The 26619-nt window shown below is 56.4% G+C and carries 23 protein-coding genes and 3 pseudogenes; 17 read left to right on the top strand and 9 right to left on the bottom strand.

Annotated features, from left to right (window positions below):
* The first annotated feature begins 22 nt into the window (after window positions 1-22).
* Window positions 23-406, top strand: a complete 384-nt coding sequence (gene grcA, locus AC6I8M_RS01095) for an autonomous glycyl radical cofactor GrcA (RefSeq protein ID WP_010617744.1) — start codon at window positions 23-25, stop codon at window positions 404-406.
* Window positions 407-591: 185 nt separating this feature from the next.
* Here grcA and srmB read toward each other — a convergent pair whose 3' ends face one another.
* Entirely contained in the window at window positions 592-1920 is a 1329-nt protein-coding gene (srmB, locus tag AC6I8M_RS01090) for an ATP-dependent RNA helicase SrmB (protein ID WP_010617745.1), read from the bottom strand.
* Between the two features lie 138 nt (window positions 1921-2058).
* On the opposite strand from srmB, the gene trmN reads away from it, so the two are divergent.
* Window positions 2059-2808: a tRNA(1)(Val) (adenine(37)-N(6))-methyltransferase TrmN gene (trmN, locus tag AC6I8M_RS01085; protein WP_498013633.1), complete on the top strand. Its 750-nt coding sequence runs from the start codon at window positions 2059-2061 to the stop codon at window positions 2806-2808.
* On the opposite strand, the gene nadB is transcribed toward trmN, so the two are convergent.
* Window positions 2805-4412, bottom strand: coding sequence for an L-aspartate oxidase (gene nadB, locus AC6I8M_RS01080; RefSeq protein WP_010617747.1), 1608 nt, complete (start codon window positions 4410-4412; stop codon window positions 2805-2807). The two genes, trmN and nadB, sit on opposite strands and share 4 nt — an antisense overlap.
* 441 nt (window positions 4413-4853) lie before the next feature.
* Between nadB and rpoE the strand changes: the two genes are divergently transcribed.
* The 11 genes from rpoE to acpS all read left to right on the top strand — a co-directional run bounded on the left by rpoE (window position 4854) and on the right by acpS (window position 14186).
* A complete protein-coding gene (rpoE, locus tag AC6I8M_RS01075; protein WP_010617748.1) occupies window positions 4854-5432 on the top strand; it encodes an RNA polymerase sigma factor RpoE in 579 nt (192 codons plus the stop codon).
* 27 nt (window positions 5433-5459) lie between these two features.
* The gene (gene rseA / locus AC6I8M_RS01070; protein WP_010617749.1) at window positions 5460-6107 is read left to right on the top strand and encodes an anti-sigma-E factor RseA; all 648 of its coding nucleotides are present in this window, start codon (window positions 5460-5462) and stop codon (window positions 6105-6107) included.
* Entirely contained in the window at window positions 6107-7063 is a 957-nt protein-coding gene (gene rseB, locus AC6I8M_RS01065) for a sigma-E factor regulatory protein RseB (RefSeq protein ID WP_010617750.1), read from the top strand. The genes rseA and rseB overlap by 1 nt, the downstream gene beginning before the upstream one ends.
* The gene (gene rseC, locus AC6I8M_RS01060; RefSeq protein WP_010617751.1) at window positions 7060-7524 is read left to right on the top strand and encodes a SoxR-reducing system protein RseC; all 465 of its coding nucleotides are present in this window, start codon (window positions 7060-7062) and stop codon (window positions 7522-7524) included. The genes rseB and rseC overlap by 4 nt, the downstream gene beginning before the upstream one ends.
* Before the next feature lie 218 nt (window positions 7525-7742).
* Complete coding sequence (gene lepA / locus AC6I8M_RS01055; protein WP_010617752.1) at window positions 7743-9542, top strand: translation elongation factor 4; 1800 nt, start codon at window positions 7743-7745, stop codon at window positions 9540-9542.
* Window positions 9543-9551: 9 nt separating this feature from the next.
* A complete protein-coding gene (gene lepB, locus AC6I8M_RS01050; protein ID WP_498013632.1) occupies window positions 9552-10523 on the top strand; it encodes a signal peptidase I in 972 nt (323 codons plus the stop codon).
* A gap of 118 nt (window positions 10524-10641) precedes the next feature.
* The gene (gene rnc / locus AC6I8M_RS01045) at window positions 10642-11322 is read left to right on the top strand and encodes a ribonuclease III (protein ID WP_010617754.1); all 681 of its coding nucleotides are present in this window, start codon (window positions 10642-10644) and stop codon (window positions 11320-11322) included.
* A 48-nt stretch (window positions 11323-11370) separates the two neighbouring features.
* Window positions 11371-12273: a GTPase Era gene (gene era / locus AC6I8M_RS01040; protein ID WP_010617755.1), complete on the top strand. Its 903-nt coding sequence runs from the start codon at window positions 11371-11373 to the stop codon at window positions 12271-12273.
* Window positions 12274-12276: 3 nt separating this feature from the next.
* Window positions 12277-13014 carry a DNA repair protein RecO gene (gene recO / locus AC6I8M_RS01035; RefSeq protein ID WP_010617756.1) on the top strand — a complete coding sequence of 246 codons (738 nt, stop codon included), beginning with the start codon at window positions 12277-12279 and terminating at the stop codon, window positions 13012-13014.
* Between the two features lie 60 nt (window positions 13015-13074).
* Window positions 13075-13806 carry a pyridoxine 5'-phosphate synthase gene (gene pdxJ, locus AC6I8M_RS01030; RefSeq protein ID WP_010617757.1) on the top strand — a complete coding sequence of 244 codons (732 nt, stop codon included), beginning with the start codon at window positions 13075-13077 and terminating at the stop codon, window positions 13804-13806.
* A complete protein-coding gene (acpS, locus tag AC6I8M_RS01025; RefSeq protein ID WP_498013631.1) occupies window positions 13806-14186 on the top strand; it encodes a holo-ACP synthase in 381 nt (126 codons plus the stop codon). Before pdxJ ends, acpS begins: the two co-directional genes overlap by 1 nt.
* On the opposite strand, the gene AC6I8M_RS01020 is transcribed toward acpS, so the two are convergent.
* The 4 genes and pseudogenes from AC6I8M_RS01020 to AC6I8M_RS01005 form a co-directional block, all read right to left on the bottom strand.
* On the bottom strand, window positions 14183-14431 hold the full coding sequence (locus tag AC6I8M_RS01020; protein ID WP_010617759.1) for a YfhL family 4Fe-4S dicluster ferredoxin: 249 nt from the start codon (window positions 14429-14431) through the stop codon (window positions 14183-14185). The genes acpS and AC6I8M_RS01020 overlap by 4 nt on opposite strands.
* Window positions 14432-14756: 325 nt before the next feature.
* Window positions 14757-16166, bottom strand: coding sequence for a hypothetical protein (locus AC6I8M_RS01015; RefSeq protein WP_498013630.1), 1410 nt, complete (start codon window positions 16164-16166; stop codon window positions 14757-14759).
* Window positions 16163-17075: pseudogene (locus AC6I8M_RS01010) on the bottom strand (glycosyltransferase family 2 protein). Before AC6I8M_RS01010 ends, AC6I8M_RS01015 begins: the two are co-directional and overlap by 4 nt.
* A pseudogene (locus AC6I8M_RS01005) lies at window positions 17072-17278 on the bottom strand (GtrA family protein); the annotation flags it as partial. The pseudogenes AC6I8M_RS01010 and AC6I8M_RS01005, both read right to left, overlap by 4 nt.
* Window positions 17279-17339: 61 nt before the next feature.
* Between AC6I8M_RS01005 and AC6I8M_RS01000 the strand changes: the two are divergent.
* A pseudogene (locus AC6I8M_RS01000) lies at window positions 17340-18035 on the top strand (IS5 family transposase).
* Here the strand turns inward: AC6I8M_RS01000 and AC6I8M_RS00995 are convergent.
* Together AC6I8M_RS00995 and AC6I8M_RS00990 are read right to left on the bottom strand one after the other, a co-directional pair.
* Window positions 18024-18242, bottom strand: a complete 219-nt coding sequence (locus AC6I8M_RS00995; protein ID WP_022548337.1) for a GtrA family protein — start codon at window positions 18240-18242, stop codon at window positions 18024-18026. The pseudogene AC6I8M_RS01000 and the gene AC6I8M_RS00995 sit on opposite strands and share 12 nt — an antisense overlap.
* A 143-nt stretch (window positions 18243-18385) precedes the next feature.
* A complete protein-coding gene (locus tag AC6I8M_RS00990) occupies window positions 18386-19225 on the bottom strand; it encodes a MurR/RpiR family transcriptional regulator (protein ID WP_010618502.1) in 840 nt (279 codons plus the stop codon).
* 216 nt (window positions 19226-19441) lie between these two features.
* On the opposite strand from AC6I8M_RS00990, the gene yfhb reads away from it, so the two are divergent.
* Both yfhb and tadA read left to right on the top strand, forming a co-directional pair.
* Window positions 19442-20080, top strand: a complete 639-nt coding sequence (gene yfhb / locus AC6I8M_RS00985) for a phosphatidylglycerophosphatase C (RefSeq protein WP_010618503.1) — start codon at window positions 19442-19444, stop codon at window positions 20078-20080.
* Window positions 20081-20137: 57 nt separating this feature from the next.
* The gene (tadA, locus tag AC6I8M_RS00980) at window positions 20138-20632 is read left to right on the top strand and encodes a tRNA adenosine(34) deaminase TadA (RefSeq protein ID WP_010618504.1); all 495 of its coding nucleotides are present in this window, start codon (window positions 20138-20140) and stop codon (window positions 20630-20632) included.
* Here tadA and mltF read toward each other — a convergent pair.
* Entirely contained in the window at window positions 20629-22086 is a 1458-nt protein-coding gene (gene mltF, locus AC6I8M_RS00975; RefSeq protein WP_498013629.1) for a membrane-bound lytic murein transglycosylase MltF, read from the bottom strand. The two genes, tadA and mltF, sit on opposite strands and share 4 nt — an antisense overlap.
* Before the next feature lie 272 nt (window positions 22087-22358).
* Here mltF and purL point away from each other — a divergent pair, with 272 nt between their 5' ends.
* Window positions 22359-26249 (top strand): phosphoribosylformylglycinamidine synthase, encoded by a 3891-nt coding sequence (gene purL, locus AC6I8M_RS00970; protein WP_498013628.1) that lies wholly within the window; start codon window positions 22359-22361, stop codon window positions 26247-26249.
* Window positions 26250-26619: the final 370 nt, after the last annotated feature.

Raw genomic sequence — 26619 nt, 5'->3', positions numbered from 1 at the left:
GCGCTAAGCCCTGGAGGCCTGTATGATTACCGGTATTCAAATTACTCAGGCACAAAATCCGCAGCTGCTGAACTCGTTCTGGCTGCTGGACAATGAGAAAGCCGAAGCCCGCTGCCTATGCGCAAAAGGCGATTTCACGGAAGATCAGGTTGTTGCAGTCAGCGACCTTGGCGAGATTGCTTACCGTGAAATTCCACTGGAGCAGAAACCGCAGGTGCGCGTTGAAGGCGGTCAGCACTTCAACGTTAACGTGCTGCGCCGTGAAACGCTGGAAGATGCGGTGAAGCATCCGGAAAAATATCCGCAGCTGACCATTCGCGTGTCGGGCTATGCGGTGTGCTTTAACGCGCTGACGCCAGAACAGCAGCGTGACGTTATCACCCGTACCTTTACCGAAAGCCTGTAATTGATCGGCTGACGAAAACGCACACAGCAATACAGGCCGCGCCGGTGCTCACTGGCGCGGCTTTTTTATTTTCTGAAGAGAGAAGAGGGCAGGTTGAGGGATTTTACGCCGCGAAAACACGATTTCAGCAGGCTAGAAAGCAAAAAATCTCCTCAGTGAGGCGATTTAATTGCAGCGATGCTGTTTTATTCCGCACCGCTCTCCGGTGTGCTGCTGCCGCTTGGCTTGCGGCGTTTACCGATATTTTTGGTATCGCGGTGACGTTTCTTCACGCGCGGTTTCTCTTCTTCTTTCGCTTTCTTCTCTTTGCGCTTCTCAAGCGCCTTTTTCGACGGTTTACCGGTGACTTTAGCACTCGGCGCACGCGTTTCCGGACGCAGCTCATCGATTACGCGCGATTTCAGCGGCTCGTTGACGTAGCGACTGATTTTACCCAGCAGCGGATGGTCATGTGCCTCAACCAAGGAGATCGCGGTACCTTTACGTCCGGCGCGGCCGGTACGGCCAATGCGGTGCAGATAGACATCGGCGGTGCGCGGTAAGTCATAGTTGATGACGTGGGTGACGTTATCAATGTCGATACCGCGCGCGGCGACGTCCGTCGCGACCAGCACGTTAACGCGACCGTCATTCAGACGTTTGATCGCTTCGTTACGGTTGGCCTGCACCATTTCGCCTTCGAGGTAGCTGCTGCGCAGGCCGGCTTCGTGCATCCAGGTCACCAGCTCATGCAGGCGCTCACGTTTGCGCACGAACACGATGGCGCGCTTCACTTCCGGCTGCTTCAGCAGATGCACCAGCAGTTTGATCTTGTGCTCAAGGTTGTCGGCGCGGTAATACCACTGCTGAATCTTTTTGCGCTCGCTTTTGCTCGGATCGGCTTCAATCGCTACCGGATCGTTCAGCAGGCGCTCGGCGAAATCTTTGATGTTGTCGCCTTCCAGCGTGGCTGAGAACAGCAGCGTCTGTTTGCGCCAGCGCGTTTCACCGGCAATCGTCTCGATATCCTGCGCAAAGCCCATGTCCAGCATGCGGTCGGCTTCGTCCAGAATCAGCGTTTCTACCGCGCGGCAGTCAAAGTTCTCTTCTTTGATGTACTGCAGCAGACGGCCGGTGGTCGCGACCACGATGTCCTGATTTTCACTGAACACTTCCGCGTGGTTCATATAGGCCACGCCGCCGGTGATAGTGGCGATATCGAGATGGGTATGTTTGGCCAGCTCGCGCGCCTGGTCGGCAACCTGCATCGCCAGTTCACGCGTCGGCGTGAGGATCAGAATGCGCGGCGGCCCTGATTTTTTACGCGGGAAATCGAGCAGGTGCTGTAAAGCGGGCAGCAGGTAGGCTGCGGTTTTCCCCGTTCCGGTTGGTGCCGAACCCAGAACGTCACGGCCTTCCAGCGCGGCAGGAATGGCCTCAGCCTGAATGGCAGTCGGGCGCGTGAAGCCTTTATCCTGCAGGGCTTCCAGCAGGCTTTCGTCGAGTTCGAGTTCGGAGAATGTGGTTACGGTCATGGTCTACCTCAGTTTGGGGCGCTGATTATAGACAGTTCAGCCACAATCTTCATCTGTTTGTGTTGCACAGGTGAAGGTGAATTCACTTCGCGACCACGTTACACTTCCGGCAGGAAGCAAATTCAATGGTCGTTAAGCATGTCTCAGCCGCAACCGCCAGCGCGGGCGATGTTAAGAAAAGATGGGTTCACTTTTAAGCAATTTTTTGTCGCGCACGATCGCTGTGCCATGAAGGTCGGCACCGATGGGGTGCTGCTCGGTGCCTGGGCGCCGGTGGCGGGCGTACGGCGCATACTGGATATCGGCTGCGGCAGCGGCCTGATTGCGCTGATGCTGGCGCAACGCACGCCGGATGACGTCAGTATCGATGCAGTCGAACTGGAGCGCAGCGCCGCCGCGCAGGCGCAGGAGAACGTCGCCGCGTCCCCGTGGGCGCATCGCATCGCGGTGCATGCGCAGGACATCGTCAGCTGGAGAGAGCAGGCAGAAAAACGCTATTCGCTGATTGTCAGCAATCCGCCGTTTTTTACCCCGGGTATGGCCTCGGCCAGCGTCGAACGCGATACCGCGCGCAGCACGGCAACGCTTGATCATCCCACCTTGCTGCGCTGTGCGGCACAGCTTCTTGAAGAAGAGGGGCTGTTTTGCGTAGTGCTGCCCGCTGATGCCGGCGAAAACCTGATTGCACTGGCGCGCGCCGAAGGCTGGCATCTGCGTTATCGCTACGATGTGGCGCCCTACGCGCAGCGACCGCCGAACCGGCTGGTGCTAGGCTTTTCGCCCGCCGCAGGCGAACGGGTGCAGGAGCGCCTTGCCATTCGTGATGAAGATAAAAGCTATTCGGCGGACTGGCTGAGCCTGGTAACCGATTTCTATCTGTTCCGCTAGGCTACCGGCTGCAGCACCGTAGGCTGTGCCTTGGGTAGCGTATGCGGATAGTCGCGGGTGAAGTGCAGCCCGCGGCTCTCTTTGCGTGCCAGCGCACAGCGCACCATCAGCTCTGCCACCTGTACCAGATTGCGCAGCTCCAGCAGATTGTTGGACAGGCGAAAATGCGCATAGTATTCATCAATCTCCTGCTGTAGCAGCGTAATGCGGCGCAGCGCGCGCTCCAGCCGCTTGGTGGTGCGCACGATGCCCATATAATCCCACATGAACAGCCGCAGCTCATGCCAGTTGTGCTGGATCACCACCCGTTCATCGGCATCGTCGACGCGGGTTTCATCCCACGCCGGCAGGTGATCGACGGTGCTCATCTGCGGCAGACGGCGCACAATATCTTCGGCCGCCGACCAGCCATACACCAGACACTCAAGCAGCGAGTTAGATGCCATGCGGTTAGCGCCATGCAGGCCGGTGTAGCTGACCTCACCAATCGCATACAGCCCGTCGACATCGGTGCGACCATGCTGATCCACCATCACGCCGCCGCAGGTGTAATGCGCGGCGGGCACAATCGGAATCGGCTGCTGCGTCAGATCAAGGCCAAACGTTAGCAGCTTGTCATAGATCATCGGAAAGTGGGCGCGCACAAAGCTGGCCGGCTGATGACTGATGTCGAGATACATGCAGTCGACGCCCAGGCGCTTCATTTCGTGATCGATAGCGCGCGCCACGATATCGCGCGGAGCCAGTTCGGCGCGCGCATCGAAATCCGGCATAAAGCGCGAACCGTCCGGGCGCAGTAGCCAGGCGCCTTCGCCGCGCAGCGCTTCGGTCAGCAAAAAGTTTTGCGCCTGCGGATGAAACAGGCAGGTAGGGTGAAACTGATTAAACTCCAGATTGGCCACCCGACAGCCGGCGCGCCACGCCATCGCGATGCCGTCGCCGGAAGCGACATCCGGATTAGTGGTGTACTGATACACCTTCGCCGCACCGCCGGTAGCCAGCACCACGCTGCGGGCGCGGCAGGTTTCAACCTGTTCGCGATTGCGATTCCAGATCCACGCGCCTACCACGCGCCGCGTTCCGGGCAGGCCAATTTTATCGGAGAGGATTAAATCCACCGCGTTGGCGCGCTCAATGACGCGGATATTGGGATGGCTGAGCGCCTGGCTGACCAGCGTGGTTTCGACCGCGCGCCCGGTGGCGTCGGCGCTGTGTAAAATACGACGATGGCTGTGACCGCCTTCGCGCGTCAGGTGATAGCGCGCATTGCCGTTATCCTGTGGCTCACGATCAAACGCCACGCCGTTATCGATCAGCCACTGCACGCACGGGCGCGCATTGCTGGCGATAAAATTCACCGTCTCGCGATCGCACAAGCCTGCGCCGGCAATCAGCGTATCTTCGACGTGCGATTCAATGCTGTCGTTTTCATCAAACACCGCCGCAATCCCGCCCTGCGCATACAGCGTGGAGCCTTCGCTAATCTGCGCTTTACTCAGCACCGTTACCTGATAGTGCGGTGCCAGCCGCAGCGCCAGAGATAAACCGGCCGCGCCGCTGCCGACAATCAGTACATCACAGCTATGATCGGGAATGGGGTTCATGATGTTTAATTTACTAAACAAAAGCTCCCCCGAGCATAAGCCCGGACGTCGCTAGTGTAAAGTATTTTGAACAAAAAACGTAGGATAATTCTACGCAATAATCAGATTGTAATGCGATTTCAGTAAGTTATGTCTGAAAATAAGCGATTAGTGTTTTTATACCAAACACGCTGAAAATTCAGGGAATAAAGGTGAAAAATGCGGCGTCATAGGGTACTCTGCCAACGATTATGGGTGCCGCCAACGACACCACCAGTGCGGTAAGTCGCTACACTGAAAGACCATCAACAACAACGATGTCAGGGCACCGGTACAGAAAATATCAGGTCGTGGTGAACTTCAGGCCAGAACGGGACTCTAAGCGCATGCTTGCTCTCAATAAATGAGATGTGCTGGCAGTTCACTTACGCATAAAAGAGATTTGGGGAGACATTACCTCGGATGAGCGAGCAGTTAACGGATCAGGTTCTCGTTGAGCGGGTTCAGAAAGGAGATCAAAAGTCATTTAATTTATTGGTGATCCGATACCAGCATAAAGTGGCGAGCCTGGTTTCACGTTATGTCCCGTCAGGCGATGTGCCTGATGTGGTTCAGGAATCTTTCATTAAAGCGTATCGCGCACTGGAGTCGTTCCGGGGTGATAGCGCCTTTTACACGTGGCTGTACCGCATTGCGGTCAACACCGCGAAGAATTATCTGGTGGCTCAGGGGCGCCGGCCGCCGTCCAGCGACGTGGACGCGATCGACGCAGAAAATTTCGAAAGTGCGGGTGCGCTAAAAGAAATTTCGAACCCTGAGAACTTAATGTTGTCAGATGAACTGAAACAAATTGTTTTTCGGACGATTGAGGCGTTGCCTGAAGATCTGCGTATGGCCATCACCCTGCGGGAACTGGATGGTCTAAGTTACGAAGAGATCGCCGCCATCATGGATTGTCCGGTAGGTACCGTACGTTCACGTATCTTCCGGGCCCGGGAAGCCATTGATAATAAAGTTCAACCGCTTATCCAACGTCAGTGATAACGGCTACTGGAAGGGTACCAAAACATGCAGAAAGAAAAACTTTCCGCTTTAATGGATGGTGAAACTTTAGATAACGAGCTGCTGGCGTCGTTATCCAAGGATGCAGATCTACAAAAAAGCTGGGAGAGCTACCATCTGATCCGCGACACCCTGCGGGGCGAAGTGCTGCATTTTGATATCTCCGCACGCGTTGCTGCCGCGCTCGAAAACGAGCCGGTACGCAAAGTGACTTCGTTGATCCCGGAAGCACAGCCGGAGCCGTCGCGCTGGCAGAAAATGCCGTTCTGGCGTCGCGGTGGCGACTGGGTTGCTCAGGTCACGCAGATCGGTGTGGCGGCCTGTGTGTCGCTGGCGGTGATCGTCGGTGTGCAGCACTACAACAGCTCACCGGCGGACAGCGCGACGGAAACGTCGGATGCGCCAGCCTTTAATACCTTACCGATGATGGGTAAAGCGTCACCGGTCAGCTTGGGCGTGCCGTCTGATGCTTTTGACACCAACAGCTCAAATCAGCAGGTGCAGGAGCAGCGTCGCCGCGTGAATGCCATGCTGCAGGATTACGAACTGCAACGCCGTCTGCATGCCGATCAGGTGCAGTTTGAAAGCAATGCTCCGCAACAGGCGCAGGCTAACGTTCCCGGAACTCAGTCGTTAGGAACTCAACAGCAGTAATGAAGCAGCTTTGGTGTGCCGTTAGCCTGCTGGCAGGCAGCCTGCTTTGGTCATCGACCGCCCCGGCGCAGACATCTGCGTCCGGGGCGTTGTTACAGCAGATGGAGCAGGCCAGCCAGAACCTCAACTACGAATTCGCCTATATCAATGTCTCGCGTCTGGGCATTGAATCCCTGCGTTACCGCCATGCGGTCATCGACAATCGCGTGTTCGCTCAGCTATTACAGATGGACGGACCGCGCCGTGAGGTGATCCAGCGTGGCAACGACATCAGCTATTTCGAACCGGGTCTCGATCCGTTCTCGCTGCCGGGCAACCACATTATTGATGCGCTGCCGGCGCTGATGTTCGCTGACTTCTCGCGCCTCGGCGATGCCTACGATTTTATTCCGGTAGGGCGTTCTCGCATGGCCGATCAGATGTGCGAAATGGTGCGCATCGTGTCGCGTGACGGCACGCGTTACAGCTACGTGGTGTGGCTGGACGTCGATACCAAATTGCCGCTGCGGATTGATTTGCTGGATCGCGACGGTGAGACGCTGGAGCAATTCTGCGTCATCAGTTTTGCCGTTGATGAAGGCGTGCGTAATCTGATGCAGGGGCTGGAAAAAGCCAATCTGCCGCCGTCGCTGTCGTTACCAGCGGGCGATAAAGTGCAGCTCAGCTGGCAGCCGGGCTGGCTGCCGGCCGGCATGAAGCTGATTTCGCAAAGCCGGCGCGACATTCCGGCGATGAACAAAACCGTAGAATCCCGTCTGTACAGCGATGGCTTGTTCAGTTTCGCTATTAACATCACGCCCGCCGATAAAAGCAGTTCGCCACAGTCATTGCGCACTGGGCGTCGTACGGTGCAGACCGAAGTGCGCGATAATCGTGAAATTACCGTGGTGGGCGAATTGCCGCCGACCATCGCCAAACGTATCGCGGACAGCATAGATTCAGGTGCTACAAAATGATGAGAGAATGGGCCACCGTGGTGGCATGGAAAGAGGGCGTCGCTACTCTGCATTCGGAAGCGAAAACCTCCTGCAACAGTTGTTCCGCGCGCAAAGGCTGCGGCAGCCATGCGCTCAACCAGCTGGGACCGAAAAACGCCCATGTGATGACCATCGCCAGTCCGGAGCCGCTGCAGCCGGGCCAGCGCATTGAGCTGGGCATTCGCGAAAGCAGCCTGCTCGGTTCTTCGCTGCTGGTGTATATGACGCCGCTGTTTGGTCTGTTCCTGGTCGCGGGCCTGTTCCAGATGCTGTTCCACAGCGACCTAGCGGCGGCCTGCGGTGCGCTGCTTGGTGGCGTTGGCGGCTTTATTGTTGCCAAAGGGGTTTCTAGCCGGTTTGGCGATCGCGAAGCGTTCCAGCCAGTGATTCTCAGCGTAGCGCACCCGCCCGATGCGCTACGGGTGGAAAACCACCGTTGATCTCCGTTCGGGCCGCGTATTGCGCGGCCTTTTCATTTCGTCTTAATCGCTGAATTCTGTTGCGATTCCCCGCAGTTCTATTCTTTAACGCGCGGCGTTAACAGTGTAATATGCGTCGTCATTAATGAGGCTGACAGGGTTCCGGGTAAAGCTCACTTGCCTGAATGTGTCTGTGCTCACGTTTTCAACTAATTTTATACGTGAAGATATTCATATAAATGAAGCACATACGAAACTTCTCCATTATCGCTCACATTGACCACGGCAAATCAACGCTCTCTGACCGTTTGATTCAGATTTGCGGTGGCCTGAGCGATCGTGAGATGGCGGCGCAGGTTCTGGATTCGATGGATCTGGAGCGCGAGCGCGGCATCACCATTAAAGCGCAGAGCGTTACGCTCGATTACCACGCGCCAAACGGTGAAACTTACCAGCTCAATTTTATCGACACCCCAGGCCACGTTGACTTCTCTTATGAAGTTTCCCGCTCGCTGGCGGCCTGTGAAGGGGCATTGCTGGTGGTTGATGCAGGTCAGGGCGTTGAAGCGCAGACCCTGGCGAACTGCTACACCGCCATGGAAATGGATCTGGAAGTGGTACCGGTACTGAACAAGATCGACCTGCCTGCGGCCGACCCGGAGCGCGTGGCGGAAGAGATTGAGGATATCGTCGGCATTGACGCCGCGGATGCGGTGCGTTGCTCGGCGAAAACCGGCGTCGGCGTACCGAATGTGCTGGAGCGTCTGGTGCGTGATATCCCGCCGCCGGAAGGTGATGCGGAAGGCCCGCTGCAGGCGCTGATCATCGACTCATGGTTTGATAACTACCTCGGTGTGGTGTCGCTGATCCGTATCAAAAACGGCACGCTGCGCAAAGGCGATAAAGTCAAGGTAATGAGTACCGGCCAGGTGTACAACGCTGACCGCCTCGGCATTTTCACGCCAAAACAAATTGACCGTACCGAGCTGCAGTGTGGCGAGGTCGGCTGGCTGGTGTGCGCCATCAAAGACATCCTCGGCGCGCCGGTGGGCGATACCCTGACGCTGCAGCGCAACCCTGCGGATAAAGCGCTGCCGGGCTTCAAAAAAGTGAAGCCGCAGGTCTATGCCGGTCTGTTCCCGGTAAGCTCCGACGACTACGAAGCTTTCCGTGATGCATTAGGCAAGCTGAGCCTGAACGACGCCTCGTTGTTCTATGAGCCAGAGAGCTCCACCGCGCTGGGCTTTGGCTTCCGCTGTGGCTTCCTCGGCCTGCTGCACATGGAGATCATCCAGGAGCGTCTGGAGCGTGAATACGATCTCGACCTGATCACCACCGCGCCAACGGTCGTGTACGAAGTAGAAACCACTGACGGAGAAGTGGTGTACGTCGACAGCCCATCGAAGCTGCCGCCGCTGAATAATATTGCTGAACTGCGCGAACCGATCGCTGAGTGTCATATGCTGCTGCCGCAGGAGTTTCTGGGCAACGTCATTACGCTGTGTATCGAAAAACGCGGTGTGCAGACCAACATGGTTTACCACGGCAAACAGGTTGCGCTGACCTATGAGATTCCGATGGCGGAAGTGGTACTCGACTTCTTTGACCGTCTGAAATCAACGTCGCGCGGCTATGCGTCGCTGGACTATAACTTCAAACGTTTCCAGACCTCTGACATGGTGCGCGTCGACGTCCTGATTAACTCAGAACGCGTTGATGCGCTGGCGCTGATTACGCACCGTGATAACTCACAGTATCGTGGCCGCGAGCTGGTGGAGAAGATGAAAGATCTGATCCCTCGCCAGCAGTTCGATATTGCGATTCAGGCAGCAATCGGCAACCACATTATTGCTCGCTCAACAGTGAAGCAGCTGCGTAAAAACGTCCTAGCGAAATGCTATGGCGGTGACGTCAGCCGTAAGAAAAAGCTGTTGCAGAAGCAGAAAGAAGGTAAGAAGCGAATGAAGCAGGTCGGCAACGTTGAGCTGCCGCAGGAAGCATTCCTTGCCATTCTGCATGTCGGTAAAGACAGCAAATAAGGAACTTTAATGGCTAACATGTTTGCCCTGATTCTGGTGATTGCCACTCTGTTAACCGGCATCATCTGGTGTATCGATCGCTTTAAGTGGGCCCCGGCACGCCGGGCAAAGCAGGCGGCGGCACAGGCTCAGGCAGGTAATTCGCTCGACAGCAAAACGCTGGCCAAAGTGGCCGCGCAGCCGGGCTGGGTTGAAACCGCAGCGTCGGTGTTCCCGGTGCTGGCAGTGGTACTGATCGTGCGCTCGTTTATCTTCGAACCGTTTCAGATTCCTTCTGGCTCGATGATGCCGACGCTGCTGATTGGCGACTTCATCTTGGTGGAGAAATTTGCTTACGGCATCAAAGATCCGATTACGCAAACCACGCTGATCCCTACCGGCCATCCGCAGCGCGGAGATGTCGCGGTGTTCAAATACCCGAAAGATCCGAGCGTGGATTACATCAAGCGCGTGATCGGTTTGCCGGGCGACAAAGTGGTGTTTGATCCTTACAGCAAAACCCTGACCATCAACCCAGGCTGCGGCACGGGCAAGTGTGACACGGCGCTGCCGGTGACCTATACCAACATTGAGCCGAGCGATTTCATCCAGACCTTCAGCGGCTTTGATGGTAACGAAACCGGCAACGGTTTCTACCAGGTGCCGCAGGGCGAAACGCTGCGTGGCGGCCTGCGTCTTGGCACGCGCAAAGAGACGCTGGGCAACGTCACGCACGATATCCTGCTGGTGAACGAAGCGCAGAGCCAGGCGAGCATGTATTATCAACAGCCGGGTCAGCCGCAGGCCACGTGGATTGTGCCGCAGGGGCAATATTTCATGATGGGCGATAACCGTGATAACAGCGCCGACAGCCGCTACTGGGGCTTTGTGCCCGAGAAGAATCTGGTCGGCAAAGCGGTCGCCGTCTGGATGAGCTTTGAGAAACAGGAAGGACAGTGGCCGACCGGCGTGCGACTGAGTCGCATTGGCGGTATTCACTGATTTAAAAACGGTTGGCTTCCTGCGAGTCAGGGAGCCACTGCACACCAAACAGAACGTGCTGGACCTTCAGCCCTGTTTGGTATGCAGAGTCACAGACGCACAGAACAACTGGAATCGCATGAACCCCATCCTCATTAACAAGCTGCAGCGCAAACTGGGCTACACTTTTACTCATCCGGAATTACTGCAGCAGGCTCTGACTCACCGCAGCGCCAGCAGCAAACATAACGAGCGTCTTGAATTTCTTGGCGATTCTATTCTCAGCTATGTGATTGCCAACGCGCTGTATCACCGCTTTCCGCGCGTGGACGAAGGCGACATGAGCCGCATGCGTGCCACGCTGGTACGCGGCAACACGCTGGCCGAAATGGCGCGCGAGTTTGAGCTGGGCGAATGTCTGCGTCTGGGGTCAGGCGAGCTGAAAAGCGGCGGGTTCCGCCGGGAATCAATCCTCGCGGATACCGTAGAGGCGCTGATCGGTGGCATCTTCCTCGACAGCAATATTCAGACGGTCGAGAAGCTGATTCTCGACTGGTACCAGAATCGCCTTGAGCAGATCAGCCCGGGCGATAAGCAAAAAGATCCGAAAACGCGCCTGCAGGAGTATCTGCAGGGCCGTCATCTGCCGCTGCCGTCTTATCTGGTGGTGCAGGTGCGTGGCGAAGCGCACGATCAGGAATTTACCATTCACTGTCAGGTGAGTGGGATGGCTGAACCGGTGGTAGGCGTGGGCTCCAGCCGCCGTAAAGCAGAGCAGGCCGCCGCCGAACAGGCGTTAATCAAGCTCGGCCTCGAATAAATTGTCATTTCGCAGCCTCAGCAGTGAGGCTGCCCAATCAGGACCCGAATGAGCGAACTCGAAACATACAGCGGCTTTATCGCGATTGTCGGCCGACCTAACGTCGGCAAATCCACCTTACTGAACCAGCTGCTGGGGCAGAAGGTGTCGATCACCTCGCGCAAGCCGCAAACCACGCGCCACCGCATAATGGGTATTCATACCGAAGGCGCTTATCAGGCGATCTACGTGGATACACCCGGGCTGCGCATGGAAGAGAAGCGGGCGATCAACCGCCTGATGAACCGTGCTGCCAGCAGCTCCATCGGTGACGTTGAGCTGGTAATTTTTGTGGTGGAAGGCACGCGCTGGACGCCCGACGATGAGATGGTGCTGAACAAGCTACGTGACGGCAAAGTGCCGGTGGTGCTGGCGGTAAACAAAGTCGATAACATCCAGGATAAAAGCATCCTGCTGCCGCACCTGCAGTTCCTCAGCCAGCAGATGAACTTCCTCGAGATCGTGCCGATCTCCGCCGAAACCGGTAAAAACATGGATGCGATTGCGGAGATTACCCGCAAGCGCCTGCCGCTGTCGGATCATCTCTTCCCGGAAGACTACATCACCGATCGCTCGCAGCGTTTCATGGCTTCAGAAATCATCCGTGAAAAACTGATGCGCTTCCTCGGCGCTGAGTTACCGTATTCGGTTACCGTGGAGATCAAGCAGTTCGTCTCTAACGAGCGCGGCGGCTATGACATCAACGGTTTGATTCTGGTCGAGCGCGAAGGGCAGAAGAAGATGGTGATTGGCAACAAAGGTGCCAAGATCAAAACCATCGGTATCGAAGCGCGCAAAGACATGGAAGAGATGTTCGAGGCGAAAGTTCATCTCGAGCTGTGGGTCAAAGTGAAATCGGGCTGGGCGGACGACGAACGTGCGCTGCGCAGCCTAGGCTATACAGACGACTAATTGATGGAAGGCTGGCAACGCGCCTTTGTGCTGCATAGTCGCCCTTACAGCGAAACCAGCCTGCTGCTCGACCTGTTCAGCGAAAGTCAGGGACGCGTCCGCGTCCTTGCCAAAGGCGCACGCTCGCGCCGTTCCCAGCGTAAAGGCGCACTGCAACCCTTCACACCGCTACTGGTGCGCTGGGGCGGCCGTGGCGAAGTTAAAACCCTGCGTAACGCCGAAGCGGTGTCGCTGGCGCTGCCGCTCAGCGGCATCACGCTCTACTGCGGCCTGTATGTTAACGAGCTGCTGTCGCGGGTGCTGGAGCAGGAAATTCCCTTCTCCGAACTGTTCTTCGATTATCTCTCCTGTATCCAGACGCTGGCGGTGGCCAACGGTTCGCCCGAGCCAGCGCTGCGCCGTTTTGAGCTGGCACTGCTTGGCCACCTAGGCTACGGCGTCAACTTTCTGCACTGCGCCGGCAGCGGCGAGGCGGTCGACGACGGCATGACCTACAGCTATCGCGAAGAGAAAGGCTTTATCGCCAGTCTGGTGGTCAATCAGCGCAGTTTCACTGGCCGCCAGCTGCGCGCGCTGTGGGAGCGCGAATTTCCCGATGCCGACACGCTGCGTGCCGCCAAACGCTTCACGCGCATGGCGCTGAAACCTTATCTGGGAGGTAAGCCGCTGAATAGCCAAGAGCTGTTCCGTCAGTTTGTGCCGAAAAAACGACCGAACGTGGCAAACGACGAGCGCGGGTGATGCACCTGACAGGCTCCGCGCGTTACACTGCAAACATACTGAACACATTTAAGGATTGTCATGGCTGAGTTGCTGTTAGGGGTCAACATCGATCACATCGCCACCGTACGTAACGCACGTGGCACAAACTATCCCGATCCGGTACAGGCCGCGTTTGTAGCTGAGCAGGCGGGCGCAGACGGCATTACCGTGCACCTGCGTGAAGATCGCCGTCACATTACCGACCGCGATGTGCGGATTCTGCGCGACACCATTCATACCCGCATGAATCTTGAGATGGCGGTCACCGACGAAATGGTGGGCATCGCCTGCGACATCAAACCGCATTTTGTTTGTCTGGTGCCGGAAAAGCGTCAGGAAGTGACGACGGAAGGCGGTCTTGATGTGGCCGGTCAGCAGGATAAAGTCAAGGCGGCAGTCAAACAGCTGAGCGAGGCGGGCATTCTGGTGTCGCTGTTTATCGATGCCGATCAGCGCCAGATTGAAGCGGCGGTAGCCAGCGGTGCGCCTTACATTGAAATCCACACTGGCGCCTATGCTGAAGCACCGGAAGGGCTGGCGCGCGATGCCGAACTGGCGCGTATCGCCAGCGCTGCGACCTTTGCCGCCAGCCGCGGCCTGAAGGTCAATGCTGGTCACGGTCTGACTTATCACAACGTACAGCCGATTGCTGCCCTGCCGGAAATGCATGAGCTGAACATTGGTCACACGATTATCGGTCGTGCGCTATTCAGCGGTCTCGCAGCGGCGGTCAGCGACATGAAAGCGCTGATGCGGGAAGCGCGTCGCTAATGGCCATTCTGGGGCTGGGCAGCGATATCGTCGAGATCGAGCGCATCGCCGGCGTGATTGAACGCTCCGGCGATCGTCTGGCGCGCCGCGTGCTGAGCGAAGCTGAGTGGCAGCAGTATCAGGCGCATCAGCAGCCGGTGCGCTTCCTGGCCAAACGTTTTGCGGTGAAAGAGGCGGCGGCAAAAGCCTTTGGCACCGGCATTCGCGGCGGCTTAGCGTTCAATCAGTTTGAAGTGTACAACGATGCGCTGGGGAAGCCTGGCCTGCGCTTCTTCGAACAGGCCAAAGTGATTGCCAGCCAGCTGGGCGTGCAGCATGTGCACGTCACGCTGGCCGACGAGCACCACTATGCCTGCGCCACGGTGATTATCGAAGATTAAGCGTGCAGCAGCACAAATTTCTCCCACAGCGCGTCGCGACTTTCCACGTGCTGCGGGTCTGAAAGGATAGTGTTATCAATCGGGCAGACGCTCTGACAGGTCGGCTCATCATAATGACCCACGCACTCAGTACAGCGGTCAGCGTCAATCTGATAGATTGATTCACCCATGCTGATCGCCTGATTCGGGCATTCAGGCTCGCACATGTCGCAATTAATGCAACGCTCAGTAATTATCAGTGCCATTGCATAAGCTCATCAGTTGCTTGTTTTCATTACATTTTCCATGGTTAATTCTGCTCTCCGGCGCAAAACGCCTGCTGAAATATCGCTTTGCAGTGTGATTTTTCAATCGATGCAGGCGTAAACCAGCGAGGCGATCCCCTGAGCGGCACGCATATTATCACGACGTGTGGCGTTCAAAAAATGACTTAGCGTAGTATTCAGCTGCCAGCAGAACGTGGCGACGTGGCTGATACCAACCGATCTGATGATGTCGCCATAGTCAGAAAACCACGCAACGGTAAGCAGAGCCGTTGCGTGGTTAGCGAAATAATGGCGGCGCTGGCCTTTATTTTCCCGGTGCCAGCACGTGGGTGGCATCCAGCGTCAGACAGTCACCTAGACATTGATCGCTGCCGTAGATAACGGGCGCCTTTGGCAACGAAAACTTCATCGCGTGCTCTTTTTTAATCGCGTCTGCCATACCGGCAAAGGACCATGGCATACCCAGCGAAAGAGAACCAAACTCATCGTATTTTTTGGATTTTGCGACAGCAGGTAAGTTGTCGCTATCGATACGATAATAAAGCTGGCCAGAACATTCTGCAGGCACGTTCTCTGTGATTGCGCTGCTTAACAACTGATACTCCCGCTGCTGAGGCGAAGAAAAGCCTTTCTGAATATTCAGCATGCATGAGAGCACCGCAATAACGAGGCAAACGATACTGGCAGATGTGGTTATCTTCAGCTTATTAAAGATAACGAATAAGCCAGCAATGAAGGCTGAGGTGGTGATTAAAGACAGCGCGATAACCGTGCGATAGGCTGCCCAGTCTTCACTAACCAAAAGATTAGGAATGCCCGCCGCCAGCAGGAAAAACAGGAACAGAAAAGCTTTACGCGGTTTAAAATCGGGTGCCTTCACAATGCCCACGATGATCAGTGAGCAGGAGATGATAATGCTGACAATCGAGCGCCCGGTATCAAAGTTGCACAGCGCATTTCTGAGCGGTTCAGCGATAAACCATGTGATTTTTTTCAGCGGCGCTAAGATGATATTGGTTCTGGCCAGTACTTCATTGAACAGCACGAGCGGCAGAACTTTCGCCAGCACCATGCCAAATCCCAGCATCAACATCAGCTTGATCACCGCGCTGCGCTGATAATTATTCCGGGTCATCCCCAGATCGAGCAGGGCAAAGAATAAAAAGCTCATGGCTGCGGGTTGGTAAATCGCAAAGGAAAGCGTCAGGCAAATAGCCGACAGTAGCACCCGGCCCAGGCCTTTGTTTTCCGCCAGCGTTGAATAACTGATGCCCGCCAGCAGCACGGACAGGACATAAGGAAAGCAGACTGTCCAGCCGACAAAAACCTGAAATGAAGGCAGCAAACAAATCAACGTGGCAAACGTCAGACGCTGGACCGCGCTGGCGAAAATGCTGCGACGCTCAAGGAAACGGATGATGTACCCGCCCAGTAAAATCAGACTGAATAAAGAAAGCACCCTGAGATATGTCAAATCCTGCACGTCATCGATCAGGAAAGCGAAGAAGTAGCGGATAGCACCATAGAAAGGTCGGCCCGATAAGATATCCCATTTGAAAATACTGGATGCATCGGTAGTGGATGCGTATAAATAGAACCAGTCGTCGGAAAATCCGTATGTTGATAAATAAACCGGGCTATAACCAATGAGTAAAGCGACGGCCAGTATCAGGTACATGGCGAAGGGATGACGCTCAAAAACTGTTTTTTTCATTTCCTGCTCTTAATCACGTATCGTGGTCTTTGTTTGGACTCAATGTAGATTCCGCCAATATATTCGCCCAGAACACCGATGCCGATAAGTTGCACTCCACCCAAAAACAGAATGGAAACCAGCAACGAAGGGTAACCCGCCACCGGATTGCCCCAGAGCAGTTTATCGATGATCATCCAGAATCAATAAAGAAAGGAGAGTAAAGCGACGCTACCGCCGATGTAACTCCAGATGCGTAAGGGGAAAGGTTGAAAACCTGGTTAATCCTTCTAATGCCAGATTCCACAATTTCCAGCCATTAAATTTCGACACCCCCGTGATGCGTTCAGCCCGATCATATTCTACAATCGCTGTTTTACCGCCAACCCAAGATAAAATGCCCTTCATGAACAAATTTCTTTCCGGCAGGCTTTTTATATGTTCTACCGTCTCGCGCGATAGCAGACGAAAATCGCCAACGTTTTCCTCTATTTTCGGCGAGCTGATTTGGTTGTGAAAGTGATAAAACCACTCGGCTGTTTTACGTTTGACATGCCCATCGGCGCTGCGATCTTTCCGTTTAGCCAGAACCACATCGGCACCCGCTTGCCAGCGTTCAACCAGTTGATGGATAACGGCGATGGGATCCTGCAGATCAACATCAATCGGGATAACCGCGTCGCCGGTGGCATGCTCAAGTCCGGCAAACAACGCGGGCTCTTTACCGAAATTGCGGGTGAATGACAGCGCAATGACCAGCGGATCCGAGATGGCTAGGGCATTGATGATGTTTTCGCTGCCATCGCTACTGCCGTCATTGATAAAAACAATTTCCACCTGATAGCCGGCTAATTCATGACGAACCGCCTGATAAAAGAGTGGAATGGTCTCCTCTTCATTGAAGACGGGCACGACGAGAGACAATTTCATTTTACTTCCCTGAAAACGATGTAATTAGAGTAGATGAAGCCGCAACCCAAGCTAATAAAGGAAAAGAGTATCAGCGTAACCACCGGGGAAAGCGTGCAGGCGTCTGCCATCCAGCCAACCAGCGCCGCCATGCCTCCCATAAAGCTGACATAAAGCAGGTAACGCAAGGGCGTGGCTGCAGAAGAGAAGGTCCAGCGGGCATTAGGCTGTGTCCCTTAATCACCTGAGATATAGTAACTACCTGTTTCCACAACACACTGAACTATGGCTCGCTACGACCTTCCCGATGAAGCATGGACATCATCCAGCCCTTATTACCTGCTGAACCAGCAACACCACGGGCCGGACGTCCATGGGCTGAACATCGTATGATCATCAACGGCATGTTCTGGGTGCTGTGTTCAGGCGCACCATGGCGCTATTTGCCTGAGCGATATGGCCCATGGAAGACCGTTTATAACCGTTTTAATCGATGGTCTAAATCGGGAGTGATTAACATTATTTTCAACAGGTTACTTTCTTCTCTTGATGCTCATGGTCTCGCTGACTGGTCCGCAACTGCGCTGGATGGCAGCAATATCCGGGCACTCAGGTGCGCCGCCGGGGCGCAAAAAAACATTCCGATACCGCCGGAGATAATGGGCTGGGTCGCTCTCGCGGTGGTTTTGGCACCAAAATCCATCTGGCGACAGACGGAAGCGGTCTGCCGTTAAATATCGTACTGAGTCCCGGTCAGGCTCACGAAAGCCAGTTTGCACAACGTCTTCTGGACGGTATTGGTGTTCAGCGCCGGAACGGCAGCATGAAGCGTCGTGGCCATGCAGTGCTGGCTGACAAAGCCTACTCCGGACAAAAGAATACCGCCGCATTGCCACACGTTATGACAAAACGGCGAGGAATTATCTGGCGATGGTGAAACTGGGATGCATCCGGCTGTTTTACAAAAGGTTATGTAATTAAGGGACACAGCCTAGCAAAAAAGGAAAACGTCACCGCAACGCAGAATGCACCAAAGTTTGCCATAGCCTGACCTGACTCGAACAGCTTGAGAATAAGCGCAAACACCGTCCAGTGAATCGCGGTGTTGATAACGCCAATTCCTGCATAACGGGAAATAAGTTTCAGCATGACGAGAGAGATGAGTAAATTTGCCCTGATCATATACATCGGAAATTATCCTGCAAGCCCGATGCTGAAAATGCGTTTAATCGGGCCGAAACAAGGATAGCGACAGGCAACAAAACCATTGCCCCGCCCGATGATCAATTTCGGGCTAAGGCAGGGTGGGGAATATCCTGAGCATGGGGCAATCAGACCAGCTTTTTCACCAGCTCCTCGCTGTGACGAATATGGCTGGAGGCGCGTTCCGGATCGTTCTGCACCAGCGCCATAAACAGCAGATCGGTCAGCGCCAGCTGAGCGCTGGTGGAGGAGATGGCCGCACTGCGCGTGCTCTGCTCCTCGGCGACGGTATACAGGCAGACCGTGGCGCACTGCTGCAGCGAATTCGGGGTAAAGCCGGTAAACGCCAGCACATCGGCGCCAATGGCCGCCGCTTCCTGCGCCGCGAGGTTGATCTCGCGACGTTCGCCGGTGTAGGAGATTGCCAGCAGCACATCGCCGGGTGCCATCGCCTGAACGCTGGCCAGCAGCGCGTGCATGTCCTGCTCGGCGACGGCGTTGATGCCAATCTTCATCAGCTTCCACGAAAAATCTTTCGCCACCAGCCCGGAGGCGCCAATACCGACCAGCAGAATACGGTTAGCGTTTTTCAGCAGCTGCAGCGTTTCCGTGAGTTTTTCTTCGCTGTTGATATCCAGCGTGGCGCGAATCGCCGAAATTTTTTCCGTCAGCAGCTTTTCGCCGACGACTTTAAGCGGATCGTCACTCAGAATGTGGTTGTGCACGGTGATGGCATCGCGGTCGGCCAGCGACTCACTCAGCGCCAGCTTCAGCGCCGGAAAGCCTTTGTAACCCAGTTTCTGGGCGAACTTCACCACGCTCGACTGGCTAACGCCTGACTCTTCCGCCAGTTTTTGTGAACTCAGATGTCGTGCCCGATCAGGCTGCAACAGCAAAAAATCCGCCAGCCGACGCTCGTTCAGCGCCAGGCGTGGGTAGAGCTGGCGAATTCGCAGCAATGAACTCATGTCCGATCCTTAATCCATAGTCCCGCACACAGCTTAGCTGCTTGCGGAAGGAAATGTCTGGCCATGAATGTCAGATGACATCGCGCCGACGCAGAGAATAAACTATTCAAATGGCATTGTAGCCACTGGAATTAAAAATGACAGCTTTCGCCCCGGCGCGCGATGCTGGCTACACTGTAGAGCAGGTATCGCCGCGTTTAGAAAAAGGAGTCGGGTTTGACAAAGGGTTCGCATCGCCGCGTGGTATTTTTTGACCTGGACGGCACGCTGCATCAGCAGGACATGTTTGGTACGTTTATGCGTTATCTGCTGCGCCGCCAGCCGCTCAATCTGGTGCTGGTGGTGCCGCTGCTGCCGGTCATCGGCATGGGTATGCTGATAAAGGGCCGCGCCGCGCGCTGGCCGATGAGCCTGCTGCTGTGGGCTATAACCTTTGGCCATCGTGAGGCCACGCTGCGCCAGCGTGAGGCCGAATTTGCCCGCTGGTTTCGCGAGCGCGTCACCGCGTTTCCGGTGGTGCAGCAGCGGCTGACTGACTACCTCAGCAGTGAAGACGCTGATGTCTGGCTGATTACCGGCTCGCCGCAGTCGCTGGTGGAGCAGGTCTATTTTGATTCCGCGTTTCTGCCGCGGGTGAAGCTGATCGCCAGCCAGATGAAGCCGGGCCGTGGTGGCCGGGTGTTAGCCATGCGCTGTCTCGGCCATGAAAAAGTGGCGCAGCTCGAGGAAAAAATCGGTACGCCGCTGCAGCTTTACAGCGGCTACAGCGACAGCAAGCAGGATAACCCGCTGCTGTTTTTCTGTCAGCATCGCTGGCGCGTGACGCCGCGCGGTGAACTGCAACAGCTGGAGTGAATCGCAGCTGGATTCCGTCTATAATGCGCCGCCTTGTTAATCCGCAGGAGCTGCCCGTTGAACCCACAAACTGATGAATACTGGATGCGCCACGCGCTTGAACTGGCGCGGCGTGCGTGGGAGCAGGGCGAAGTGCCGGTCGGTGCGGTACTGGTGCAGGGTGACCGAGTGATTGGCGAGGGCTGGAACCGGCCGATTAGCCAGTGCGATCCCACCGCGCATGCCGAGATTATGGCGCTGCGTCAGGGCGGAAAAGTGATTGATAACTACCGGCTGCTCGACACCACCTTATACGTGACGCTGGAGCCGTGCGTGATGTGTGCGGGTGCCATGGTGCACAGCCGTATTACCCGCCTGGTCTATGGCGCGAAGGATGAGAAAACCGGTGCCGCCGGTTCGCTGCTGGATGTGATCGGCCATCCGGGCATGAATCATCAGATTGAAATTGCGCATGGCGTGCTGGCCGGGGAGTGCGCCACGCTGCTGAGCGATTTTTTCCGCATGCGACGCGAACAGAAACGTGCGCAGCGGCAGGCGCTGCGCGCCGATTAGTTCATCGCAATCTTCGGTTCGACGGCCGGAGAACCGGCACCGAGTTCCGCTTCCAGCGCCGACTGCTGCGCCAGTCGTTTCTCCTGCTCCTGCAGATAGCCCACCAAGCTGATCTGATACTTACGGATGTTCTCAACGTAGTTATAAGCTTCGTGGCCGCGCGCATAGCCGTAAGTGGTCTGCGCGTAATAGCGCTTCTGGCTCAGCATCGGCAGGCGCAGCTTAACGTCGGCCCAGCTGTCCGGATTGCCACCCTGTTTAAGGGTCAGCCGGCGTGCATCCAGCATATGCGCGTAACCCATGTTGTAGGCCGCCAGCGCAAACCAGATGCGTTCATCTTCCGGAATGGTCTCCGACACTTTTTCCATCATGCGCCGCAGGTATTCGCTGCCGTCGCGAATGCTCTGTTCCGGATCGAGACGATCGTTCACGTCGAGGCTGTCAGCGGTATTGCGCGTCAGCATCATCATGCCGCGCACGCCGGTGGGCGAGGTCGCCTGCGGATTCCAGTGCGACTCCTGATACGAGATCGCCGCCAGCAGGCACCAGTCGATACTGGACGCGTACTTCTCAAACAGCGGCTTGATATCCGGCAGCGTGTTATCAATCGCCCGCAGGAAGGTGCGGGTATCGACATAATCAAAGGTGCCGACGTGGCCGAGATACTTCTCTTCCAGCCGCGCCATGGTGCCTTCTTCCCCCATCTGACTGTAGAAGTCGAGCATGGCGGCGTTCAGGCTATCGTCATCGTTACGCGGCAGATACCAGGTCACCGGCTCTTCATCGGTAATATCAAACGCCACCGCCAGCTGTGGATGGATGCGCTGCAGCAGGCCGATGGTCACCGAATCCCCCATGGTATAGTCGAGCTTGCCGTCGGCAACCGCTTCCAGCAGCGCTTTCTGGCCCATATCGGTGGAAATGGCCCAGTCGATATCGGGATAGCTGTCCGCTTTGGCGGAACGTAACGTTGACAGATAGGCCGAACCGGATTGTACAATCAGCCGGCCTTTCAGATCACCAAGGTTTTTGGGCCGCGGCTTGTCGATGCGATACACCAGCTGCTGCGACACGGAATAGTAGCTCGGGCCACTCTGATAACGGCTGAGGCGCTCGCTGTTGTAGATCAGCCCGGCGGCCAGCAGGTCGGCTTTGCCGTCGTCGAGATCGTCAAACAGGTCGCCGAGGTTGGGCCGCACCGTGACTTCCAGCTTTACGCCAAGATAATCGGCGAAGCGCTTCGCCAGCTCGTAGTCCATACCGGCTGGTGCATTATTGATGGTGTAGTAAGTCAGCGGCGAGTTGACGGTACTGATGCGCAACACTCCCCGCGATTTGATCTGTGATAACGCGTCTTTTCCGCCCCCGTACCAAGGGATGGGCGGCCACAGCGCCAGCGCAAGCAGCACTGTGATCAGACCGATAAACAGATAATTTAATTTCAGGCGTTTCAAATAATTGTCTCGTAATGGCTCACAGGCCTCTGTCTTTTAAAGGCAGTATTTATGTTGTTTTGCACTCCCAGAGCGAGGGGCATTTTGCGCAACAAAGCGCAACAGGGCAACTTTTATATAGCAAGATTTGCGCAAAATTCAGGCAAATCCTGAGGCTCAGTTTTTCTGCGCAAACGGTTTCGTAACCCGTGCCATTTCTCTATAATACCGCCCGTTTTCCCTGTTGCGCCCCATGAAGCGTCGCCCGGCGCTTCGAAGACGAGAGATCTTTAATGATGGAAATTCTGCGTGGTTCGCCCGCTCTGTCGGCATTTCGTGTAAACAAACTGTTGACCCGCTTTCAGGACGCTCATCTGCCGGTGAGTGATATTTACGCCGAGTACGTCCATTTCGCCGATGTCAGCGCACCGCTCAGCGCGGAACAGCAAGCCCGCCTGCAGCGTCTGCTGAAATACGGTCCTTCTCTCGCCGAACATGCGCCACAAGGGCGTCTGTTGCTGGTGACGCCGCGTCCCGGCACCATTTCTCCTTGGTCATCGAAAGCCACCGATATCGCCCACAACTGCGACCTGCCGCAAGTGCTGCGCTTGGAGCGCGGTCTGGCCTTCTATGTACAGGCACCGCAGCTGACTGACGCGCAGTGGCAGCAGCTGGCCAGCCTGCTGCACGACCGCATGATGGAAACCGTGTTCACGGAGCTCAGCGCGGCAGAACAGCTGTTCGCGCATCATGAGCCGCAGCCGCTGAAAAGCGTAGACGTGCTGGGCGGAGGGCGCGAGGCGCTGGAGCAGGCTAACCGCACGCTCGGCCTGGCGCTGGCCGATGACGAAATTGATTACCTGCTCGATGCCTTCACCAAACTGGGCCGCAATCCGAACGACATCGAGCTCTATATGTTCGCCCAGACGAACTCCGAGCACTGTCGTCACAAGATTTTTAACGCCGACTGGATCATCGATGGCGAAAAACAGCCTAAATCGCTGTTTAAAATGATTAAAAACACCTTTGAGCAGCATCCAGAACACGTCCTGTCGGCGTATAAAGACAATGCCGCGGTAATGGAAGGCTCCGAGGTAGGGCGTTTCTACGCGGATGCGCAGCAGGGCGAATACGATTTCCATCAGGAAGCCACGCATATCCTGATGAAGGTGGAAACCCATAACCACCCGACGGCCATTTCGCCATGGCCGGGCGCCGCCACCGGTTCCGGCGGGGAAATCCGTGACGAAGGCGCCACCGGACGCGGCGCGAAGCCGAAAGCGGGTCTGGTCGGCTTCTCGGTTTCCAACCTGCGTATTCCCGGCTTTGAACAGCCGTGGGAAGAGGATTTCGGCAAGCCGGAGCGCATTGTTACCGCGCTGGATATCATGACCGAAGGCCCGTTAGGCGGCGCCGCGTTTAACAACGAATTTGGTCGCCCGGCGCTGAACGGCTATTTCCGTACTTATGAAGAGCAGGTGAACAGCCATAACGGCGTTGAGCTGCGCGGCTATCACAAGCCGATCATGCTGGCCGGCGGCATTGGTAACATCCGCGCCGATCACGTGCAGAAGGGGGAGATCGTGGTTGGCGCGAAGCTGATTGTGCTGGGTGGTCCGGCAATGAATATCGGCCTTGGCGGCGGTGCGGCGTCCTCGATGGCGTCCGGCCAGTCGGATGCCGATCTCGACTTCGCCTCGGTGCAGCGCGACAACCCGGAGATGGAGCGTCGCTGTCAAGAAGTTATTGACCGCTGCTGGCAGCTGGGCGAAGCCAACCCAATTCTGTTTATTCACGACGTTGGTGCCGGTGGCCTCTCCAACGCCATGCCGGAGCTGGTGAGCGACGGTGGCCGCGGCGGCAACTTCAATCTGCCCGACATCCTCAGCGATGAATCAGGCATGAGCCCGCTGGAAGTGTGGTGTAACGAGTCGCAGGAGCGTTATGTGCTGGCGGTTGCGCCGGACAAACTGGCGCTGTTCGATGAACTGTGCCAGCGCGAACGTGCGCCTTACGCGGTGATTGGTGAAGCGACTGAAGAGCAGCACCTGAACCTTGCCGACAGCCATTTCGATAACAAACCGATCGACATGCCGCTCGACGTGCTGCTGGGTAAAACGCCAAAAATGACGCGCGACGTGGCCAGCCAGCAGGCTAAAGGTGATGCGCTGGTGCGGGATGGCATTACCGTTGCCGATGCGGTAAACCGCGTGCTGCACCTGCCAACCGTGGCGGAGAAAACCTTCCTGGTGACCATCTGTGACCGCAGCGTAACCGGCATGGTGGCGCGCGATCAGATGGTCGGGCCGTGGCAGATCCCGGTGGCGAACTGCGCCGTGACCACCGCCAGCCTCGACAGCTACCACGGTGAAGCGTTTGCCATGGGCGAACGTGCACCGGTAGCGCTGCTTGATTTCGCCGCGTCCGGCCGTCTGGCAGTAGGCGAAGCGCTGACCAATCTGGCCGCGACCGCGATCGGTTCACTGAAGCGCGTGAAGCTGTCGGCAAACTGGATAGCTGCAGCCGGTCACCCGGGCGAAGACGCAGGCCTGTACGCCGCGGTGAAAGCAGTGGGCGAAGAGCTGTGCCCGGCGCTGGGGATCGCCATTCCAGTAGGTAAAGACTCCATGTCGATGAAAACCCGCTGGCAGCAGGGCACTGAACAGCGCGAAATGACCTCGCCGCTGTCGCTGGTCATTACGGCTTTTGCACGCGTTGAAGATGTGCGTCGCACCGTAACGCCACAGCTGCAGCCGGAAGGCGACAACCTGCTGCTGCTGGTGGACCTCGGCAACGGCGCCAACATCCTCGGTGCCACGGCGCTGTCGCAGGTGTATCGCCAGCTGGGCGACAAACCGGCCGACGTGTGCGATGCCGCGCAGCTGGCCGGCTTCTTCAATGCGATTCAGACGCTGGTCAGCGAGCAGAAACTGCTGGCTTACCACGACCGCTCGGATGGCGGTCTGCTGGTCACGCTGGCTGAAATGGCCTTCACCGGCCACTGCGGTATTGAGGCGGATATCGCCGCGCTGAGCAGCGATGCGCTGGCGGCACTGTTTACGGAAGAGCTGGGCGCAGTATTGCAGATTAACACTGCCGACCGCGCGGCCGTGGAAAAAGTGTTTGCCGATCATGGTCTGAGCAGCAATGTTCATGTCATCGGTAAAGCGCTGCCGGGCGACCGTTTTGTTATCCGCTCCGGCGACAGCGCGGTGTACAGCGAAAGCCGTACCACGCTGCGTACCTGGTGGGCTGAAACCACCTGGCAGATGCAGCGCCTGCGTGATAACCCGGCCTGTGCCGATCAGGAACATGAAGCGAAGAAAGACGATAACGATCCTGGCCTGAACGTGCAGCTGACCTTCCGTCCGGAAGAGGATGTGGCGGCACCGATGATCGCCACCGGCACGCGTCCGCGCGTTGCCGTGCTGCGCGAGCAGGGCGTGAACTCACACGTTGAGATGGCTGCTGCCTTCCACCGCGCAGGTTTTACCGCGGTTGACGTGCACATGAGCGATCTGCTGGCGGGCCGTCGTGGTCTGGAGGAGTTCCACGCGCTGGTCGCCTGTGGCGGCTTCTCCTACGGCGACGTGCTGGGTGCGGGCGAAGGCTGGGCGAAATCGATTCTGTTCAACCGCCGCGTGCGTGACGAGTTTGAAAACTTCTTCCATCGTCCGCAGACGCTGGCGCTGGGCGTGTGTAACGGCTGCCAGATGATGTCGAATCTGCGTGAGCTGATTCCGGGCAGCGAGCTGTGGCCGCGCTTTGTGCGTAACCAGTCCGAGCGCTTTGAAGCACGCTTCAGCCTGGTGGAAGTGGCCGCCAGCCCGTCACTGCTGCTGGACGGCATGGTCGGTTCACGCATGCCGATTACCGTCTCGCACGGTGAAGGTTTTGTTGAAGTGCGTGACGGTGCGCATCTGGCTGAGCTGGAAGCGAAAGGGCTGGTGGCGCTGCGCTTCGTCGATAACTTCGGTAAAGTCACCGAGACCTATCCGGCTAACCCGAACGGCTCACCGAACGGCATCACCGCCGTGACTAACGAAAGCGGGCGCGTCACGATTATGATGCCGCATCCGGAGCGTGTGTTCCGCACCGTCAGCAATTCGTGGCATCCGGCTGAGTGGGACGAAGACAGCCCGTGGATGCGCATTTTCCGCAACGCGCGTAAACAGCTGGGTTAAACCTGAATCCTGCATCTTACCAGTGCCCATTAACGGGCACCGCGCAAAGGCCGCTCAACGCGGCCTTTTTTATTTTTTGTCGCGTGGGCACCGCTGTCGATCGGGTATGATTCCCTAACATCTGTGGCATGTCGGAAAATGACGACAATCCCACGACTGAACTGTCGCCAAAAGGTGATACTTAAATCCTTTTTTTTTATAGACACGAAGTTCGCGCGCTAAAGCCGTTGCTAATCGGCGACACCTCTTCCAGACCAGCCAGTCAGAAAGCGTCGTTAATTCCCTCTCTGAGCTGGCAGTATGCTGATTAACAAGGCTATTTATCTTCTGGCACGATAGTTGCTATACTAATTACGTTGCTCATTCTCCT

Source organism: Type-A symbiont of Plautia stali (genome assembly GCF_059731155.1).
Note: the sequence above shows the minus strand (reverse complement) of the source record. Positions and strands in the feature narration are given on the sequence as shown.

Excerpts from the sequence above, each read along its gene's own strand:
- grcA (WP_010617744.1), top strand. The coding sequence starts at position 23 with ATGATTACCGGTATTCAAATTACTCAGGCACAAAATCCGCAGCTGCTG.
- srmB (WP_010617745.1), bottom strand. The coding sequence starts at position 1,920 with ATGACCGTAACCACATTCTCCGAACTCGAACTCGACGAAAGCCTGCTG.
- trmN (WP_498013633.1), top strand. The coding sequence starts at position 2,059 with ATGTCTCAGCCGCAACCGCCAGCGCGGGCGATGTTAAGAAAAGATGGG.
- nadB (WP_010617747.1), bottom strand. The coding sequence starts at position 4,412 with ATGAACCCCATTCCCGATCATAGCTGTGATGTACTGATTGTCGGCAGC.
- rpoE (WP_010617748.1), top strand. The coding sequence starts at position 4,854 with ATGAGCGAGCAGTTAACGGATCAGGTTCTCGTTGAGCGGGTTCAGAAA.
- rseA (WP_010617749.1), top strand. The coding sequence starts at position 5,460 with ATGCAGAAAGAAAAACTTTCCGCTTTAATGGATGGTGAAACTTTAGAT.
- rseB (WP_010617750.1), top strand. The coding sequence starts at position 6,107 with ATGAAGCAGCTTTGGTGTGCCGTTAGCCTGCTGGCAGGCAGCCTGCTT.
- rseC (WP_010617751.1), top strand. The coding sequence starts at position 7,060 with ATGATGAGAGAATGGGCCACCGTGGTGGCATGGAAAGAGGGCGTCGCT.
- lepA (WP_010617752.1), top strand. The coding sequence starts at position 7,743 with ATGAAGCACATACGAAACTTCTCCATTATCGCTCACATTGACCACGGC.
- lepB (WP_498013632.1), top strand. The coding sequence starts at position 9,552 with ATGGCTAACATGTTTGCCCTGATTCTGGTGATTGCCACTCTGTTAACC.
- rnc (WP_010617754.1), top strand. The coding sequence starts at position 10,642 with ATGAACCCCATCCTCATTAACAAGCTGCAGCGCAAACTGGGCTACACT.
- era (WP_010617755.1), top strand. The coding sequence starts at position 11,371 with ATGAGCGAACTCGAAACATACAGCGGCTTTATCGCGATTGTCGGCCGA.
- recO (WP_010617756.1), top strand. The coding sequence starts at position 12,277 with ATGGAAGGCTGGCAACGCGCCTTTGTGCTGCATAGTCGCCCTTACAGC.
- pdxJ (WP_010617757.1), top strand. The coding sequence starts at position 13,075 with ATGGCTGAGTTGCTGTTAGGGGTCAACATCGATCACATCGCCACCGTA.
- acpS (WP_498013631.1), top strand. The coding sequence starts at position 13,806 with ATGGCCATTCTGGGGCTGGGCAGCGATATCGTCGAGATCGAGCGCATC.
- AC6I8M_RS01020 (WP_010617759.1), bottom strand. The coding sequence starts at position 14,431 with ATGGCACTGATAATTACTGAGCGTTGCATTAATTGCGACATGTGCGAG.
- AC6I8M_RS01015 (WP_498013630.1), bottom strand. The coding sequence starts at position 16,166 with ATGAAAAAAACAGTTTTTGAGCGTCATCCCTTCGCCATGTACCTGATA.
- AC6I8M_RS00995 (WP_022548337.1), bottom strand. The coding sequence starts at position 18,242 with ATGTATATGATCAGGGCAAATTTACTCATCTCTCTCGTCATGCTGAAA.
- AC6I8M_RS00990 (WP_010618502.1), bottom strand. The coding sequence starts at position 19,225 with ATGAGTTCATTGCTGCGAATTCGCCAGCTCTACCCACGCCTGGCGCTG.
- purL (WP_498013628.1), top strand. The coding sequence starts at position 22,359 with ATGATGGAAATTCTGCGTGGTTCGCCCGCTCTGTCGGCATTTCGTGTA.